Consider the following 17552-nt stretch of genomic DNA (forward strand, 5'->3'; position numbering starts at 1 on the left):
TGAAAGGCTCTGGCCCGTTGTCGAGCCGCCCCCAACTACCGCTGAAAACAGGTGAGTTGGGCGTTTGTGTGACGTTGCACGCGGAAGCCGTGGATGCAGGAGTCCCCCATGCCAGACCTGCCGACCCCCCAGGACGCCGCCGAGGCCGCGCTGTTCTCGGAATGCTGGGACGCCGTCCTGTCGTACGCCGATCTGTGCACGTCCGGCTCCGCCGCGGCCACCCAGCTCGCCACCGAGGCGTTCACCCACGGTATCCACGAGGCCCGCTCGGCCGCGGCCCGTACGAAGACCACGGGCCGCAGAAACCCCGGGCTGCCCCGGATTCCCCTGCTGCTGAACTCGGTTCGGACCACCGCCGCCGCCTGGGAGGCGCACGGCCAGGGACACCGGCTGGACCCGGACCTCAGGCTCTGGCTCAACTCCGAGAAGGCCGCCCGCTACACGGGGCCGCCGCTGCACCGCCCGGTCGCCCTGCGGGGTCTGAGGGACCTTCAGGAACCCGACGCGGCCCTGTTGTGGCTGGTGGAGGTGGAGGCGCTCCCGCTGCCCGCGGTGGCCCGGCGGCTCGCTCTCGACCCGGTGGCCGCAGCCGAGGAACTCGGCCAGGTGCGGGCGCTGTTCAGGGACCGCTGCCACCGCAACCACCTCGACACCCCGATGGACGCCGACTGCCGCAGCTACGCCCGGCTTCTCGACGCGGTCACCCGCTCGCCGGGCGCCGAGACGCCCGAGGACCTCTCGCAGCACCTCGCCCGGTGCGTGGAGTGCGCGGAGGCCGCGGCCTGTCTGCGGCTGCACGGCGGCGGACTGCCCGCAGCGCTCGCGGGCGGGGTGATCGGCTGGGGCGGCCTCGCCTATCTGGAACGCAGGCGCCGCGCCGCCGAGGCGGGGCTGGCCGGCGGCCGCACGGACGCGGCCGCGGACACCGGTCTGGCCGAGATGAAGGAGGCCGCGCCCCGGATCGGCCGCACCGGACTGCTGGTCGCCGCCGTCATCGTCTCCGGCCTCGCCCTCACCGTCTCCCTGATGCCCTTCGACTCCGGGAACGGCGGCGCCGCCTCCGCGCACGGTGACGCGGCCGACCGCCGTCCGGTGGCCGACCCGGGCGGGTCCTCCCCGGCGGCGACCACCCGCGCCGAGGGTTCACTCGTCTCGCCCGAGCCCGTGGACGCCACCGCCGACGCGGGCTCGAAGTCCGACCCCGAGCCCCAGGGCACGTCCTCGTCGTCCCCGGCGCACGCCACCGCCGAGGCCCCGGGATCCAAGGACTCCGCACAGCCCGCGCCCGCCACGAGGAGCCCCGCGACCTGCGCGGTGACGTACGCCCTCGTCGACCAGTGGACGGACGGCTTCCAGGCCACCGTCACCGTCACGTCCCAAGAGGCCCTCGGCACCTGGCAGATCGGCTGGACCTTCGACGACGGCCAGCGGGTCACGCAGATGTGGGACGGCACCGCCGCCCAGACCGGCTCCCGGGTGACCGCTTCCGCCAAGGACTACAACAAGTCGGTGGCCGCGGGCGGTTCCTTCACGGTCGGCTTCAACGGAAGCTGGAGCGGCGGGAACTCGGCTCCGGACGCGTTCACGCTCAACGGCGGGCGCTGTACGACGGCACGGTGACCCGTCGGGACGGTGACTGTCGGGACCGTGACCCGTCGGCACGGTGGCCCGTCGGGACGTTCGATCGGGGCATTTAAATCGATTGACGGGTCCGCGGGGGCCCCGGATACAGTTCACGCGTCGGCATCGAGGCGTGGGCCTCGACCGAGTACCAGGAGGTGTGACCGATGGCTGTCGTTGCGATGGGCGCTGCCCGCATTCAGAAGTGCATCAAGTCCACCTCCGTGGCCGCCGGCTGACCTTCCTCCTTCCTTCGCGCCGCAGTGCGCGTCGCCGGGGCCGCCCTTGTGAAGGGTCTCCCTTGACTTCCAGCTCCGCCTTCCCGACCCCGTCCGCCTCCCTGGGGCTCTCCCCGCTCGTTCCGTACGGCTGGGACGACGCCTGGGCGGACGAGTTCGCTCCCTACGACTCCGAAGGGCTCGTCGCCGGCCGGGTGATCCGCGTCGACCGCGGCCAGTGCGACGTCGCCACCGCGGACGGCGTCATCCGCGCCGACACCGCCTTCGTGACACCGCACGATCCGCTGCGCGTCGTGTGCACCGGTGACTGGGTCGCCGTCGAACCGGACGGCAACCCGCGCTACGTACGGGCGTATCTGCCCCGCCGTACGGCCTTCGTGCGCTCCACCTCCTCCAAGCGGTCCGAGGGGCAGATCCTCGCGGCCAACGTCGACCACGCCGTCGTGGCCGTCTCCCTCGCCGTCGAACTCGACCTGGGCCGCGTCGAGCGCTTCCTCGCGCTGGCCTGGGAGTCCGGCGCGCAGCCCGTGGTCGTCCTCACCAAGGCCGACCTGGTTCCGGAGGCGGCGACCCTCGCGCACCTCGTCGAGGACGTGGAGACCTCCGCGCCCGGGGTCACCGTCCTCGCCGTCAGCTCCTCGACGGGGGCCGGTCTCGACGTCCTGGAGGCCGTGCTCGCGGGCGGTACGGCCGTGCTGCTCGGCCAGTCCGGTGCGGGCAAGTCCACCCTGGCCAACGCGCTGGTCGGCCAGGACGTCATGGACGTACGGGCGACCCGTGACATGGACGGCAAGGGACGGCACACCACGACGACCCGCAATCTGCTCGTGCTGCCCGGCGGCGGTGTCCTCATCGACACTCCGGGGCTGCGCGGAGTGGGGCTGTGGGACGCCGGGAGCGGGGTCGGGCAGGTGTTCTCCGAGATCGAGGAGTTCGCCGCCGACTGCCGCTTCCAGGACTGCGCCCATGTCGCCGAGCCCGGGTGCGCGGTGCTCGCGGCCGTCGACTCCGGCGACCTGCCGGACCGGCGGCTGGAGAGCTACCGCAAGCTGCTCCGCGAGAACCAGCGGATCGTCGCCAAGACGGACGCCCGGGTGCGCGCCGAGATCCGCCGTGACTGGAAGCGCAAGGGGGCGGAGGGCCGCGCCGCCATGGAGGCCAAGCGGGGCCGCTGGTAGCCGGCCACGGGGTGGAGGACCGGAAGCACCCGGCCCTCCACCCCGGGCCCGCTGGTCCTCGGCCCCGGACCCGCTGGTCCTCGGCCCCAGACCGCTGTCCTCCACCCCGGACCGCTGTCCCCCCCCGGCCCACGGGTTCTCCGGGCCGGTCCGCCGTCCTCCGGCTCGGTTCGGGGGTCCTCCGCTCCGGTCCGTCGGGCTCTTGCCCGGCCCCGGGTGCCGTGTCCGATTTCCGCCAGCCCTGGCGTTCGGGCGGGAGCACACTGGAGGGGTGAACGACGAGGACACCAGGTACGAGGACACCAGGTACGAGGCCGTGCGGAGCCGGGACGCCCGGTTCGACGGGGAGTTCTTCTTCGCCGTGCGGACCACCGGGATCTACTGCCGGCCGAGCTGCCCCGCCGTGACGCCGAAGCGGCGCAACGTGCGGTTCTACGCGACGGCCGCCGCCGCGCAGGGCTCGGGTTTCCGGGCCTGCCGCCGATGCCGTCCGGACGCGGTGCCGGGTTCCGCGGCCTGGAACGTACGGGCCGATGTCGTCGGCCGCGCCATGCGCCTGATCGGCGACGGAGTGGTCGACCGCGAGGGCGTCGGCGGCCTCGCCGCACGGCTCGGGTACAGCACCCGCCAGGTCCAGCGACAGCTCACGGCCGAGGTCGGCGCGGGTCCGGTCGCGCTGGCCAGGGCCCAGCGGGCGCACACCGCGCGGATCCTCCTCCAGACCACCGAACTCCCCGTCACGCAGATCGCGTTCGCGGCGGGGTTCGCAAGCGTGCGCCAGTTCAACGACACGATCCGCACGGTCTACGCGTCCACGCCGAGCCAGTTGCGCGACGCGGCGCCGCGCAGTACCCCCGCCGCCCGCGGCGCGGCCACCCCCGCCGCGGGAGTCCCGCTCCGGCTCGCCCACCGGGGCCCGTACCAGTCCACCCCCGTCTTCGACCTGCTGGCCGCCGAGGCCGTCCCGGGTGTCGAGGCCGTCGGCGGAAGCCGTGGCCGCCGCACGTACCGCCGGACGCTGCGACTGCCGTACGGCACGGGCATCGTGGCCGTGGAGGAACGGCCGGGCGCCCCGGTGGGCCGCCGCCCCCGGACCGGCACGACGGGCCGGTCCGCCGGAGCGCCGGGCCCCGCCGACGCCGCCCACCCCGGAGGCTGGCTAGACGCCCGGCTGCACCTCACCGATCTCCGGGACCTCACCACCGCCGTGCAGCGCCTGCGGCGGCTCTTCGACCTCGACGCCGATCCGTACGCCGTCGACGAGAGGCTGGGAGCGGACCCGCGACTGGGTCCGCTGGTCGCGGCGCGGCCGGGCCTGCGGTCGCCGGGCACCGCCGATCCGGACGAACTGGCGGTACGGGCGCTGGTCGGGGCGGCGGAGGCCGAGCGGCTGGTGCTGCGGTACGGCAAGACGCTGGACGCCGAGTGCGAGACGCTCACCCATGTCTTCCCCGAGGCCGCCGTCCTCGCGGAGGCGGAACCCGGTGGACCGCTCGGCGCGCTGACCGCGGCCCTCGCCGACGGCACCCTGCGGCTCGACCCCGGCGCGGACCGCGAAGAGGCGTGGGCGGCGCTGCTCGCGCTGCCCGGCATGGACGAGGGCACCGCCGCCGTCATCCGCACCCGGGCCCTCGGCGACCCGGACGTGGCACCGCCCGGCACGGACGCCCCGGACACCTGGCGGCCCTGGCGCTCGTACGCCGTCCGCCATCTGAGGGCGGCGGCGGGGGAGTTCAGTCCTCCAGGCCCCAACTGTGGATCCGCCGGGGATGGATCCGGATCAGCTCCTCACTGAAGTGCGGGCCCAAGTCGTGCGCCCCGGTGAGGAGTTCCGCCTCTCCGCGGATGTCGACGCCCCGGACCTTCCATGGCTGGACACTGACGATGTCGTCGACGACGAGCGCCACCTTCGGGTTCTTCAGGAGGTTGCGCCACTTCTTCGTGGTGCCCATCGAGTAGCCGCCGATCAGGATGGTCCCGTCCTCCTGGGGGAAGAAGCCGACGGGGTTGGCCTGGGGCTGCCCGAGCGGGTCGACGGTGGCCAGCCGTCCCAGTCGCTGCGACCTCAGATACGCACGCTCGGCCTCACTGAATTCGGTCATGACAGCAGCCAAACACGCCCCCGGCCCCCGGCGCATCGGGTTGCGGTCCTAGGACCGGAGGAGGAGAAGCGTCGCGTCCGGTCCCGTCCCGTCCGGGAGCGTCCGGCCCGTTTCGGCCCGTCCCGTTCAGGCGCGTCCAGTCCCCGGACGGTCCGGTTCGGGAGCCTCCAGCCCTGTTCGGCCCTGCTCGGTCCCGTTCGGGCGCGTCCGACGGTGTGATGATGTGATGCGGGGGCGCGCGGGCGGGGAATCGATCGCCGCATGTCCCGCGCGATCATGTTCCGGCGTCTTCTCGTCCCTCTGGCGACCGCCCTGGTCCTCGCCTCCACCGGTGTGATCGCCGAAGCGCGGTCCGCGCCCGGCCGCACCGCCCCGAAACCGGCCCGGACCTGGACGGGGACCTGGGAGGCTGCGGCCTCCGGTACCGCGCCCGCGCTGCCCGGCGCCTCGATCCGCAACGTCGTCCACACCAGCGTCGGCGGCCGGGCCGCGCGGGTCCGGCTGTCCAACCGGCTCGGCACACGGCCGCTCCGACTCGGTTCCGTCACGTTGGCGTTGCAGCTTCCCGGCGCGCCGGGAAGCCCCCGGGCTGTCGCGGGCTCCGTGCGCGCGGTCACCTTCTCCGGAGCCGGAGCCGGAGCCGGAGCCGGAGCCGGAGCCGGAGCCGGAGCCGGAGCCGGAGCCGGAGCGGGAGCGGTCACCGTCCCGGTCGGCCGGGACCTGGTGAGCGACCCCGTCCCGCTGCGCGTCCCCGCCGACGCCAACCTGCTCGTCTCGGTGCACACTCCGGCCGATTCCGGCCCGGCGACCTACCACCGCTCCGCGCTCCAGGCCAACTTCGTCGCGCCCGGGGGCGATCGGACCGCCCAGGAGAGCGGCGCGGCCTACACCACCAGGGTCGGCAGCTGGTACTACGTGACCGGCGTCGACGTGCTCGGCGCTTCGGCCGCGGGCAGCGTCGTGGCGCTCGGTGACTCGATCACCGACGGCACCGGCTCCTCGTCCGACGCCAACCACCGCTGGCCCGACCGGCTCGCCGCCCGGCTGCGCGGGCTCCCCGCGCACCGCAGGCCCGGTGTCCTCAACGCGGGGATCTCCGGGAACCGCCTTCTGCTCGACGGCCGGGGCCCGAGCGCGCTGACCCGCCTGGACACCGACGTCCTCTCCCGCGCGGGTGTCCGTTCGGTGATCGTGCTGGAGGGCATCAACGACATCAAGGGAACCCCCGAGCAAAGGGACCCACGTGCCCTGGAGGACGCCTACCGGCTCGTCGTGCGCCGCGCCCACGCCCGAGGCATCGGGGTCATCGGCGGCACGATCACCCCGTACGGCGGTCACGGCGCGTACACCCCCGCCCGGGAAGCCGTGCGGCAGGCCGTCAACACCGCCATTCGGACCCACCGGATCTTCGACGCGGTCGCGGACCTCGACGCCGCCGTCCGCGACCCGGCCCGCCCGAACCGCATCCTCCCGGCGTACGACCCCGGGGACCACCTGCACTTCAACGACGCCGGCATGCGCGCCCTGGCCGACACGATCGACCTCCGCACCCTGACGGCGAAGCGCCTCAGCCCCAGATGACCGCGCCCAGCCACGCCCCGAGGATCAGCAGGCAGGCGAAGAGTTCCGTCAGCACGCTCCAGCCGCCCGCACGCATCGCGGTCCGCACCGAGGCCTTCGCCGGGCCGTGCCCGCCCAGCCGCAGCCGCTCGCTGAGATAGATCCCGCCGACGAAACCGGCCAAGGCGCCGATCACCGGGACCAGGAAGAAGCCGAGGAAGGACCCGCCGCCCGCGTACACCGCCATTCGGGTGGTGGCCCCGCTCTCGCGCAGCCGTCGTGGTGGCAGCATCCAGCGGATGGCCCGGGAGAGCAGCAGGACAGCCGTCGAGGCGACCAGGACGGCCCAGGACAGGGCCTGCGGGTAGCTCAGAGCCCACCACAGCACGGCGGCCCAGACGAGCCACGACCCCGGCAGACCGGGCACCAGTACTCCGACCAGGCCGAGCAGGATCACCACCCCGACCAGCAGGAGTTCCCACGCTCCCATCTGCCCAGACTGCCCGAGCGGACGGGAGGGCGCAGGTCAGCCCCGGGCGACCCAGTCGCGTTCGTACGCGTGCCAGCCGAGCTGGAGCCGGGTCGTCACACCGGTCAGCTCCATCAGGCGTTTGACCCGGCGCTGCACGGTCCTGAGGCCCAGGTCGAGCTGTTTGGCGACGCTCGCGTCGGTCAGTCCCGCGAGGAGCAGCGACAGGATCTCCAGGTCGGTGGTGTCGGGGCCGTCCGCTTCCTGCTCCTGCACGCCCCGGCTGCCCAGCCGCAGTGGCAGCGCGTCCCGCCACACGGACTGGAACAGCCCCGCCAGCAGTTCCAGGAGTCCGCTCGCGTGCACGACCAGCGCGGCCGGCTCCGCGGTGTGCGAGGTGAGCGGCACCATGGCGAGCGCCCGGTCGGCGATCACCAGCTTGGTCGGCACCCGGTCCACGACCCGCACCTGCTCGTCGCGGCCGAGCGCGGCGGACAGCTCGGTGATCCCGCTCGGCTGGTCGAGAACGGAGCGCTCGACGACCACGCGGTAGCGGACACCGCGGCCCGCGGCCTGTTCCTCGGCGTCGTTGTCCGTGCCGGAGACCACCATCGGGGTGCCGGTGACCAGCGCGCACACCTCCTCGACGGCGCCGAGCTGGAGCTGGAGGAAGCGCTGGGAGACCGCCGCGGCGCCGATCACCACCTCGACCAGGTCGTGCACGGCCGGTTCGCCCGCCGCGCCCCGGTACTCCTCGGCCAGCAGCGCGGCCGCCAGCTCCGCCTTCTCCAGTTCGTGGCGCTGCTGGGTGAGCAGCGCGCCGAGGGCGACTCCCGGCGGCGCCGCGACCCAGCGCCCGGGCCGCGCCGAGGACTGCGCGGCCAGGCCGCGCAGCTCCAGCCGGCGCAGCGCGCGCTCCGTCTCGTGCTCGCCGAGCGTGAGCCGGCGCGCGAGATCGGGCACCTCGGCGGCGCCCACGGACACCAGCGCGCGGTACGCCGTTTCGTGGGTCTCGTCCAGACCTATCGCTCCCAGCATGCGGCGATGCCCCTCCTGTTGGTTGCGTACCGGCCGGCCGGCGGCGCCGTGGCGGAAATCGGCCACGGCGCAAACCCGCCTCGGCACATCATCGCCGTACCCCCCGCCCCTCTGACAAGCTCACGTCACCGAGGTGCCCACCGGCGCAGGTGCCGGTCCGCGGCGTGTGTGCGGCCCCGGTCGCCCAGGCACCGCCGGGCGGTTCTCCCGTGGGGGGTGGAGCCGCCCGGCGGTCAGGCGTTCGCACGTGCCGGTACGGACCCCTGTTCGACAGTTCGGAGTTCGATGCTTCGGCAGTTCGCTCGGCTCGCGGTTCGGCGGTCCGCGTCTTGGCCGGTTTTTCCGGATGCCCCGTTTTCAACCGGCTGTCTCGGTGGACAATCGGGGGCATGAGCCAGCAGGGGGAGAAGCCCACCGGTCACGAGGACGACTGGTGGCGGCAGTTGTACGACGACTCCGCCGAGGACACGGGGCCCGCAGCCGTGGCCGATTCCCTCGACGACCGGTTCGCGTCGGCGTCCGGGACGCTCGGGGACGGACCCGACACGGGCCCGGAAGCAGGGCCGGAGGCCGGTCCCGGGCCACGCCGAAAGCCGCTGTCCGACGGTCGGTCCGCGCCGGAGCGTGCACCGGCGTCGCGTCCGCCGTCCGGGTCCGGACGGACGCCCACCGAGGGCGTGCCGTCCGGACAGCCCCGCCCGCCCACGCAGGACGTGCCGCCCGTGCCGCCCCGCACGCCCACCTCGCCGGACGCGCGGTCCGCCGCCGATCCGAGGTCCGCCGCCGACGCGGGGTCCTTCCCGGGACGCGGGTCCGTCCCGCGGCCCGGCGCACGCGGGCTCGACGGCCCGCCGCGCCCCGAGCGGCCCCCCACCGTCGCGGAGCCCTCCCCGCCCGAGGCCGGAAAGCGGCCGCCACCGCTGCCGAAACAGCCTCCCGCCGGATCGGCGCGGCTCCAGGGCACGGCCGAGCCGACCTCGCCGCGCCCGGCACCCGGCACCTCGGCCTCCGCCGCCCGGCCCGGCGGCGACCCGCCCGAGGAGACGCCCTCCGACGAGCCCGTGTCCCGGCCGGGTCGCTGGGAGCGGGGCCCCGTGCGCGGGCCCGGCGCGGACATCGGCCCGCCCGGCCGCGAGACGCCCCCCTCGGAGACGGCTGCCTGGGAGCCCACCCCCTGGGAGCCGACCCCCTGGGAACCCCCGTCCTGGGAGCTCCCGCCCGCAGGTCCGGCACCCGCAGGTCCGACACCCGCCGCCCCCTCGGCCCTGCCCTCCGGTCCGAAACCACCGGGCTTCGCCCCTCAGGAACCCGCCCCGCACGTCTCCCGGGACGCCCGGAGCGACCCGCCCTCGTCGCCTGCCGCCGACCCGGTGCCCCCGTCGAGGACACCGTCGGACGTGCCGCCGAAACCCGAGTCGGCTCCCTCCGTACGGCCCGACGCGACGGCCCTCGCACCCGCGGCGGACGGGCTGCCCAGCACCACCGGGGGCTTTCGGACGCCGCCGCCCGAGCCGGCCCCCGAGGACCTGCCGGCGGACGAGCCCCGGGCGACGGTCCTGTCCGTCGTCGAGCCGCCGCCCCCCGCCGGGCACGTCGGCTCCGGCCCGCCCACCTACGACCCCGAACCGACCGCCCTGCCGGCCGTCGAGCCCGACGAACTCGGTGACCTGGTCGCCGACACCGTGCTGGACGGCGCACGGTACGGGACGAGCACCCTGCGGGCCGTGTCCGTGCGCGGCGATTCCGCGCGCTACCGGGGCGAGCCGCGCCGCGACGCGCTGCTCACCGCCCGGTTCGGGACGGGTGAGCAGGCGCTCGTCCTGGTCGCGATGGCGACGGGCGCGCGCGCCACCTCGGGTGCGCACCGGGCCGCCGCGGAGGCGTGCCGGTGGATCGGGCAGGCCGTCGGGCGCAGTCACGAACGGCTCGCCGCCGACATCAGGGCCGCCCGGCGCGGCGAGCTGAAGTCGGGACTGCACCGGCTCACCGACCGCAGCCTCGGCAAGCTGCGGGCGAGCGCGGCGGAGCAGGGCGTCGAACCGGAGGAGTACACGGCCGGCCTGCGCTGTCTGCTGCTGCCGGCCGACCCCGAGTGCCGTACCCGGGTGTTCTTCGGTGTCGGGGCGGGCGGTCTGTTCCGGCTGCGGGACGGCGCGTGGCAGGACATCGAACCGCGGGTCGCCGACACGGCAGGGGAGGCCGTCGTCGGCTTCGGGTCACCGCCCCACGAGACTCCCGAGGGCGACCGGCTCACCATGGACCTGGGCATCACGACGCCCCCGAGCCCGTACGAGCCGGCCCCCCGGCCCCCGCAGGCCCCCTTCCGGTTCCGGGCCTCCGTAGCCCGCCCGGGTGACACCCTCCTGCTGTGCACGGGCGGCCTCGCGGAGCCGCTGCGCGGCGAGCCCGAGCTGGCCGAGTACCTGACGACACGGTGGTCGGCGGGTGATCCGCCCGGTCTCGCCGCGTTCCTCGCGGACGCGTCGGCGCGGGTCAAGGGGTACGCCGACGACCGGACGGCCGCCGCCGTGTGGGAGGCGTAACCGCGCCGCGTGTGAATTCATGGATCCGAGGGACGAGCCGGGGCACGAGGGGGACCCGGGACGCCCGAGGGTTCGAGGATCACGAAGAGGTGTGTGCGGCATGGCCAAGCAGAACGTCGCCGAGCAGTTCGTCGACATCCTCGTCCGCGCGGGGGTCGAGCGGCTGTACGGAGTCGTGGGCGACAGCCTCAACCCGGTCGTGGACGCGATCCGGCGCAACGCGGCCATCGACTGGATCCAGGTCCGCCACGAGGAGACCGCCGCCTTCGCCGCGGGTGCCGAGGCCCAGATCACGGGGAAGCTCGCGGCCTGCGCCGGCTCCTGCGGTCCCGGCAACCTCCACCTCATCAACGGCCTGTACGACGCGCACCGCTCCATGGCCCCGGTCCTGGCCCTCGCCTCGCAGATCCCCTCCAGCGAGATCGGCCTCGGCTACTTCCAGGAGACCCACCCCGACCAGCTCTTCCGCGAGTGCAGTCACTACAGCGAACTCATCTCCAGCCCGAAGCAGATGCCGCGGCTCCTCCAGACCGCCATCCAGCACGCGGTGGGCCAGTCCGGTGTCAGCGTGGTGTCGCTGCCGGGTGACATCGCCTCCGAGCCCGCCCCGGACAAGCCCGTCGAGACCGCCCTCGTGACGTCCCGGCCCACCGTCCGGCCGGGCGACACCGAGATCGAGGAACTCGTCGCGATGATCGACGAGGCGGAGAAGGTCACCCTGTTCTGCGGCAGCGGCACGGCGGGCGCGCACGCCGAGGTCATGGAGTTCGCCGAGAAGATCAAATCGCCGGTCGGACACGCGCTGCGCGGCAAGGAATGGATCCAGTACGACAATCCCTTCGACGTCGGGATGAGCGGACTCCTCGGCTACGGGGCGGCCTACGAGGCGACCCACGAGTGCGACCTCCTGATCCTGCTGGGCACCGACTTCCCGTACAACGCCTTCCTCCCCGACGACGTCAAGATCGTCCAGGTCGACGTGCGGCCGGAGAACCTGGGGCGCCGGTCGAAGCTGGATCTGGCGGTGTGGGGTGACGTGCGGGAGACGCTGCGCTGTCTGATCCCGCGGGTGCGGCCCAAGGGGAACAGGCGCTTTCTCGACAAAATGCTGAAGAAACATTCGGACGCCCTCGAAGGGGTCGTCAAGGCGTACACCCGCAAGGTCGACCGGCACGTCCCGATCCACCCCGAGTACGTCGCCTCGGTGCTCGACGAACTCGCCGACGAGAACGCGGTGTTCACGGTAGACACCGGTATGTGCAACGTCTGGGCGGCCCGCTACATCTCGCCCAACGGCAGCCGCCGGGTGATCGGTTCGTTCTCGCACGGGTCGATGGCGAACGCGCTGCCGATGGCGATCGGCGCCCAGTTCACCGATCCGCGGCGCCAGGTCGTGTCGATGTCCGGCGACGGCGGATTCTCCATGCTGATGGGCGACTTCCTCACCCTCGTGCAGTACGACCTGCCGGTGAAGGTCGTACTTTTCAACAACTCCTCTTTGAGCATGGTCGAGTTGGAGATGCTGGTCGCCGGGCTGCCTTCCTACGGCACCACCAACAAGAACCCCGACTTCGCGACGGTGGCCCGCGCCTGCGGGGCGTTCGGCGTCCGGGTCGAGAAGCCCAAGCACCTCGCCGGCGCCCTCAAGGACGCCTTCCGTCACAAGGGCCCGGCCCTGGTCGACATCGTCACCGACCCGAACGCGCTCTCCATCCCACCGAAGATCAGCGCGGACATGGTGACGGGCTTCGCGCTCTCGGCGTCGAAGATCGTGCTGGACGGCGGGGTGGGCCGGATGGTGCAGATGGCCCGCTCGAACCTGCGCAACGTGCCCCGCCCGTAGCGCCCCGCCGGGTGGGCCGCCGCCTCGTTCAGCCGGCGGCGGTCAGGGTCCAGCCGTTCGCCCGGTACCAGTAGTGCGGCAGGCCCTTGATGCCGCTGGTGCGGAACGGGACGCCTTGGTCGTCGATCCGGACCGTGCCGGTGCGACCCCGGGAGGACCAGTCGAGCTCCAGATACCAGCGGCAGTCGCAGGACTCGGTCAGGGCGTCGACCATCAGTACCTGGGGATCCTTCACGGACACCCGGAAGGGCGGGCTCAGAATCTTCGAGCCCGTCCCGTCGTCATCGCTCGCGACCGGGCGGGCGACGGGCCGGTCCTTGTCCAGATCGACGGCGAACGAGCCGACGCCCATACCGCCGCCGCACCCCCCGCCCGTGGCGTAGGCCGTGCCCTTCAGCGGGGCCGCGCGTCCGACGACGCGCACGCGCAGTGCCTCCAGGACCACGGCCGCGTCGGACCGCCCCTGCACGGTGAGGTCCACGATCGTCTCCTCGCCGTGCACCGCGTTCTGCGTCCGCGCCCACGGGGAGGCGTCCTGCGGGGCCGGGGGCGGCGGCACCTGGTCGGGCGACTTGTCGATGACGTAGGTGTGGCCGCAACCGACCGCCCAGCGGTGGGAGTTCACGGTCACGGTGAGCGGGGGCCCGGCGGAGACGCCGGTGGGGGAGGGGTTCGTGGACGGGCTCGGCGAGGTGTCGCCGCTGCCGGACGGGCTCGGGGAGGGGGAGCCGGACGGCCGGCTGTGCGTCGTGGAGGGGGATGGGGAAGGTGTCGGGGACCCGTGCCGCGCGCCGCCTGCCGCCTTCGCGGTCGGCGCGCCGGCCACACGGTCGGCGGCGTCCTTCCCGGAGTGCCCCGAGGGCAGGGCGGACAGGCTGCCCAGGGTGGCGACGAGCGCGGTCACCACGGCCGCGGTGACCGCGACACGACGCCTGAACCGCCGCGTCCGCGGCGCTCCGGCCGGTACGGGTGAGGCGCCGGGTGAGGCTTCCACGGGCCCGAGGTCCATGCCCGGCGGCGGGACGTCGTCCGTGTGCTGCCCTTCCGCCGCCGGAGGGGTTACGCCGGCGGCGGGCCCGCCGGCCGGCAGGAGAGCCTCGGCGACGTCCGGCCCGGTCCCGGCCCTCGGGACTGCCTTCGCGTCCGGCCCGGTCCCGGCCCTCGGGACTGCCTTCGCGTCCGGCCCGGTCCCGGCCCTCGGGACTGCCTTCGCGTCCGGCCCGGTCCCGGACCCCCGGGCTCCCGTCGCGTCCGGCCCGGTCTCCGGCGTACGGGCATCGCCCGTGTCCCGTCCGGACTCGGCCCCCGTCGTCCGGGAGCGTTGGCGGGCCGCCACCGCCAGGATCCACAGGCGGTGGAGTTCGACCCGCTCGGCCGGATCCGCTCCGCACAGCGCGGCGAACCGCTCGACGGGTGCGAACCCGAGCGGCACAGCCTCGCCCGAGCAATACCGGTGCAGCGTCGAGGCGTTCATGTTCAGGTGACGGGCGAGCGCGGCGTAACTGCGGTCGGAGCCCGCCTTCAGGCGCCGCAGCAGCGCCGCGAATTCCTCGGCATCGTCCCGGGATGACATCGTTTCCCCCGCTTCTCGACCCAGGACGGCATCCCAGGCACTCCTCAGGAAGAAGAGGCCGGGGAGCCGGGGATGGTTCCACCTTCGCGGGCCCCGCCTTTCACACTCCCGTGCCGTCGTCCCGACGGGCGGGTCGCAGGCGCAGGGTGAGGATCTGGAACGGCCGCAGCTCGATCTCCGACGGGGCCTCCCGCAGCGGGCGTTCCAGCAGGTCGGTCACCTCGGCCCGGGCCACCGGGAAGCCGGCGGTCACCTTCGCGCGGGCCCGTCCGCCCCGTGACTCGTACAGCCGCACCACGACATCGCCGCCGCGGTCCTCCGCGAGCTTGACCGACTCGACGGTGACGGCGGGGTCGTCGACGCTCACCAGCGGTCCGAACTCCGGCACCGAGGCCTGGCGCAGCGGCAGATTGAGCGCGAGTCCCTCCGCCACGGCGTCGCCGACACCGGCCCCCGGCAGCAGCGCGTACGTGAACCGGTGCGTGCCGAGATCGGTCTCGGGGTCCGGGCTGTGCGGGGCGCGCAGCAGGGTCAGCCGTACGGTGGTGCCGAGGCCGTCGGCGTGCGGTGTACGGGTCACGTCGTGGCCGTACGTCGAGTCGTTGAGCACCGCGACGCCGTACGACTCCTCGCCGACCCGCAGCCAGCGGTGGGCGCAGATCTCGAAGCGGGCCGCGTCCCAGCCGGTGTTGGCGTGGGTGGGCCGGTGGACGTGCCCGAACTGGATCTCGGCGGCGGACCGTTCGGCCTGGACGTCGAGCGGGAACGCGGCCTTGAGGACCTTCTCCGACTCCTGCCAGTCGACGTCGGTCACGATGTCCACCCGGCGGCTCGCGGCGGTCAGCCGGATCTCCTGGACGATCCGGGAGGAGCCGAAGGCCCGGGTGACGCGCACGGTGGCCCGCAGCGGCCCGCTCTCCACCAGCTCCACCGACTCGGCGGACGTCAGGTCCGTGCGGGTGCGCCGGTAGTGCCGGTCGATGTCCCAGGCGTCCCAGGCGTTGGGGTGGTCGGGGTGGAGTTGGAGCAGATTGCCGGGACCGCACAGCACCTCCCTGCCGTGCGCGAGATCCCGTACGGAGGTGAGCAGTCCGTCGGCGTCGATCCGCACGCGTAGCCGGTCGTTCTCCAGCACGATGGCACCGTCGGCCTGCCCGGCCCGCACGGTGGGTCCGGGGTCGGGACCGGCCGGTACGACGGCCGTCCCCAGCCCCGGCACGGTCACCACCCCGTCCCCGGCCACCTCGGTCCGCTCGTACGGCGAGGCGTTCAGCACCGCGGACGAGCCGGACCCCAGGGCCCGTACCGCCTCCGCGGTGATCTCCTCGAGCTCGGCGAGCACCCGCGTGTACGTCTCGCGGGCCTCCCGGTGCACCCAGGCGATGGAGGAGCCGGGCAGGATGTCGTGGAACTGGTGCAGCAGCACCGTCTTCCAGAGCCGGTCGAGGGCGTCGTACGGGTAGGCGTACGACGGATCGCGCACGGCGGCCGTGGCGCACCACAACTCGGCTTCGCGCAGGGCGTGTTCGGAGCGGCGGTTGCCCTGCTTGGTCTTGGCCTGCGTGGTGTAGGTGGCCCGGTGCAGCTCCAGGTACAGCTCGCCCGACCACACCGGCGCGTGCGCTCCGTACTCCTCCTCGGCGGCGGCGAAGAACGCCTCCGGCTTCTCGATCCGGACCGTGGGCGAGCCCTCCAGGGACCGCAACCGGCGGGCCTTCTCCAGCATCTCGCGGGTCGGGCCGCCTCCGCCGTCGCCCCAGCCGAACGGGGCGAGCGAGCGGGTGGCCAGTCCCTTCTCGGCGAAGTTGCGCTCCGCGTGGGCGAGTTCACTGCCGTGGAACTGTGAGTTGTAGGTGTCGACGGGCGGGAAGTGGGTGAAGACCCGGGTGCCGTCGATGCCCTCCCACCAGAAGGTGTGGTGGGGCATCTTGTTGGTCTGGTTCCAGCTCAGCTTCTGGGTGAGGAACCAGCGGACGCCGGCGAGCTCGGCCAGTTGCGGGAAGGCGGCCGTGTAGCCGAAGGAGTCCGGCAGCCAGATCTCCTCGGTCTCGACGCCGAGTTCCTCCCGGAAGAACCGCTTGCCGTGCACGATCTGCCGGGCCAGCGCCTCACCGCCGGGCATGTTGGCGTCGGACTCCACCCACATGGAACCCACCGGAGCCCAATTGCCCTGCTCCACGGCCTTCTTGACGCGCTCCCAGAGGTGCGGCTGGTGCTCCTTGACCCAGGCGTACTGCTGGGCCTGGGAGCAGGCGAAGACCAGTTCCGGGTAGTCGAGGGCGAGCGCGGTGACGTTGGCGAAGGTCCGGGAGGCCTTGCGGACCGTCTCGCGCAGCGGCCACAGCCATGCCGAGTCGATGTGCGCGTGTCCGGTCGCCGATACGCGGTGCGCGCTGGCCGACGCGGGCCGCGCCAGCACCTCCGTCAGTTCGGCCCGTGCCGCCGCGGCCGTGCCGGACACGTCGTGCAGGTCGAGGGCGTCGAGCATGTTCTCCAGGGCGCGCAGGATCTCGAGGCGTCGTGGCCGCTGCGGATCCAGCTCGTACATCAACTCCGACAGGACCTCGGTGTCGAGGACCAGATGCCACACGTCTTCGTCCAGTACGGCGAGATCGGCAGCCGCGAATCGGTAGATCGGCCCATCCCCGGCGGTCAGCACGTCTCCCAGACGTGTGGGCTCGAAGCCGTGCAGGACGGCGGGGTTCGCGGCCGCCTCCAGCAGCAGGCGCACCGCCTCGCCTCCCCTCGCCGGCGCCCCGACCGTCAGGTGGCGGTTGCGCGGGTGGATGCCCTTGAGGGGGACGCCCGAGGTGTCGTACAGCAGTCCCTCCGCCTGGAATCCGGGCCCGTCCCCGGTGAACCCGGGGTCGATCACCACCTCCACGCGGCGCCCCGCCCATTCCTCGGGCACCCGGCCCTCGATGCGGAACCAGCTCGTCGACCAGGGTTTTCCCCAGACCGTGCCGGTCGTGAAGGGCTCGTAGGAGGCCTGGAGCGCCTGCCCGACGGGCACCGGCTCGCCCGGCACCTGCCATGCGGAGAGCGTGAGCGGGACCCGCTCCCCGTACTGGGCCGGGCGCAGGAACTGCCGCAGCGCGCGCTCCAGACGGGCCTCCACCAGCGAACGGTCGTCGTGCACGGCGGCTCCTCGGCGCTCGGACGGCTCTGTCGAAGCCTTCACTTCCCCGTGCGGGCGTCGCGCACCCGTGGCCGAACGGGGGCCGGTCGACGATTCGACATGACTGTCACGTTCCCGAAGAGGGCATGGATCCCGTGAACGTGTTCGAGCAGAGGGGACCCGACATCGGCACGCAGGCGGGGGTCATGAAGCGGCAGGCACCAGGAGGTGGTCCCATGACCAGAGGGGCCTTCTCCACCGAACCAGTG

At 73.6% G+C, this 17552-nt stretch carries 11 protein-coding genes; 6 read left to right on the forward strand and 5 right to left on the reverse strand.

The window, feature by feature from the left end:
• Nucleotides 1-108 precede the first annotated feature (108 nt).
• The 3 genes from ACIQ7M_RS00460 to ACIQ7M_RS00470 all read left to right on the forward strand — a co-directional run bounded on the left by ACIQ7M_RS00460 (nt 109) and on the right by ACIQ7M_RS00470 (nt 4832).
• Complete coding sequence (locus tag ACIQ7M_RS00460) at nt 109-1620, forward strand: cellulose binding domain-containing protein (RefSeq protein ID WP_403638329.1); 1512 nt, start codon at nt 109-111, stop codon at nt 1618-1620.
• Between the two features lie 301 nt (nt 1621-1921).
• The gene (rsgA, locus tag ACIQ7M_RS00465; protein WP_403638331.1) at nt 1922-3037 is read left to right on the forward strand and encodes a ribosome small subunit-dependent GTPase A; all 1116 of its coding nucleotides are present in this window, start codon (nt 1922-1924) and stop codon (nt 3035-3037) included.
• 271 nt (nt 3038-3308) lie between these two features.
• Nucleotides 3309-4832: a DNA-3-methyladenine glycosylase 2 family protein gene (locus ACIQ7M_RS00470; protein WP_403638333.1), complete on the forward strand. Its 1524-nt coding sequence runs from the start codon at nt 3309-3311 to the stop codon at nt 4830-4832.
• Here the strand turns inward: ACIQ7M_RS00470 and ACIQ7M_RS00475 are convergent.
• The gene (locus ACIQ7M_RS00475; protein WP_355760073.1) at nt 4771-5139 is read right to left on the reverse strand and encodes a PPOX class F420-dependent oxidoreductase; all 369 of its coding nucleotides are present in this window, start codon (nt 5137-5139) and stop codon (nt 4771-4773) included. The two genes, ACIQ7M_RS00470 and ACIQ7M_RS00475, sit on opposite strands and share 62 nt — an antisense overlap.
• Before the next feature lie 261 nt (nt 5140-5400).
• On the opposite strand from ACIQ7M_RS00475, the gene ACIQ7M_RS00480 reads away from it, so the two are divergent.
• Complete coding sequence (locus ACIQ7M_RS00480; protein WP_403638335.1) at nt 5401-6720, forward strand: SGNH/GDSL hydrolase family protein; 1320 nt, start codon at nt 5401-5403, stop codon at nt 6718-6720.
• Here the strand turns inward: ACIQ7M_RS00480 and ACIQ7M_RS00485 are convergent.
• Together ACIQ7M_RS00485 and ACIQ7M_RS00490 are read right to left on the reverse strand one after the other, a co-directional pair.
• A complete protein-coding gene (locus ACIQ7M_RS00485) occupies nt 6707-7189 on the reverse strand; it encodes a DUF456 domain-containing protein (RefSeq protein ID WP_403638337.1) in 483 nt (160 codons plus the stop codon). The genes ACIQ7M_RS00480 and ACIQ7M_RS00485 overlap by 14 nt on opposite strands.
• 36 nt (nt 7190-7225) lie before the next feature.
• Nucleotides 7226-8206: a helix-turn-helix domain-containing protein gene (locus ACIQ7M_RS00490; RefSeq protein WP_355760068.1), complete on the reverse strand. Its 981-nt coding sequence runs from the start codon at nt 8204-8206 to the stop codon at nt 7226-7228.
• Between the two features lie 389 nt (nt 8207-8595).
• Here ACIQ7M_RS00490 and ACIQ7M_RS00495 point away from each other — a divergent pair, with 389 nt between their 5' ends.
• Together ACIQ7M_RS00495 and ACIQ7M_RS00500 are read left to right on the forward strand one after the other, a co-directional pair.
• A complete protein-coding gene (locus tag ACIQ7M_RS00495; RefSeq protein ID WP_403638340.1) occupies nt 8596-10749 on the forward strand; it encodes a protein phosphatase 2C domain-containing protein in 2154 nt (717 codons plus the stop codon).
• A 100-nt stretch (nt 10750-10849) separates the two neighbouring features.
• The gene (locus ACIQ7M_RS00500; RefSeq protein ID WP_403638342.1) at nt 10850-12592 is read left to right on the forward strand and encodes a pyruvate dehydrogenase; all 1743 of its coding nucleotides are present in this window, start codon (nt 10850-10852) and stop codon (nt 12590-12592) included.
• A gap of 28 nt (nt 12593-12620) precedes the next feature.
• On the opposite strand, the gene ACIQ7M_RS00505 is transcribed toward ACIQ7M_RS00500, so the two are convergent.
• Both ACIQ7M_RS00505 and ACIQ7M_RS00510 read right to left on the reverse strand, forming a co-directional pair.
• A complete protein-coding gene (locus tag ACIQ7M_RS00505; RefSeq protein ID WP_403638344.1) occupies nt 12621-14165 on the reverse strand; it encodes a helix-turn-helix domain-containing protein in 1545 nt (514 codons plus the stop codon).
• Between the two features lie 100 nt (nt 14166-14265).
• Nucleotides 14266-17304 (reverse strand): alpha-mannosidase, encoded by a 3039-nt coding sequence (locus tag ACIQ7M_RS00510; RefSeq protein WP_403638346.1) that lies wholly within the window; start codon nt 17302-17304, stop codon nt 14266-14268.
• Nucleotides 17305-17552 lie beyond the last annotated feature (248 nt).

It is taken from the genome of Streptomyces sp. NPDC096324, assembly GCF_044763015.1.
Classification (GTDB): Bacteria; Actinomycetota; Actinomycetes; order Streptomycetales; family Streptomycetaceae; genus Streptomyces.

Bases quoted from the DNA above. Each gene is read 5' to 3' on its own strand.
- ACIQ7M_RS00460 (WP_403638329.1), top strand. From the start codon at position 109: ATGCCAGACCTGCCGACCCCCCAGGACGCCGCCGAGGCCGCGCTGTTC.
- ACIQ7M_RS00475 (WP_355760073.1), bottom strand. From the start codon at position 5,139: ATGACCGAATTCAGTGAGGCCGAGCGTGCGTATCTGAGGTCGCAGCGA.
- ACIQ7M_RS00500 (WP_403638342.1), top strand. From the start codon at position 10,850: ATGGCCAAGCAGAACGTCGCCGAGCAGTTCGTCGACATCCTCGTCCGC.
- ACIQ7M_RS00495 (WP_403638340.1), top strand. From the start codon at position 8,596: ATGAGCCAGCAGGGGGAGAAGCCCACCGGTCACGAGGACGACTGGTGG.
- ACIQ7M_RS00505 (WP_403638344.1), bottom strand. From the start codon at position 14,165: ATGTCATCCCGGGACGATGCCGAGGAATTCGCGGCGCTGCTGCGGCGC.
- ACIQ7M_RS00485 (WP_403638337.1), bottom strand. From the start codon at position 7,189: ATGGGAGCGTGGGAACTCCTGCTGGTCGGGGTGGTGATCCTGCTCGGC.
- ACIQ7M_RS00490 (WP_355760068.1), bottom strand. From the start codon at position 8,206: ATGCTGGGAGCGATAGGTCTGGACGAGACCCACGAAACGGCGTACCGC.
- ACIQ7M_RS00480 (WP_403638335.1), top strand. From the start codon at position 5,401: ATGTCCCGCGCGATCATGTTCCGGCGTCTTCTCGTCCCTCTGGCGACC.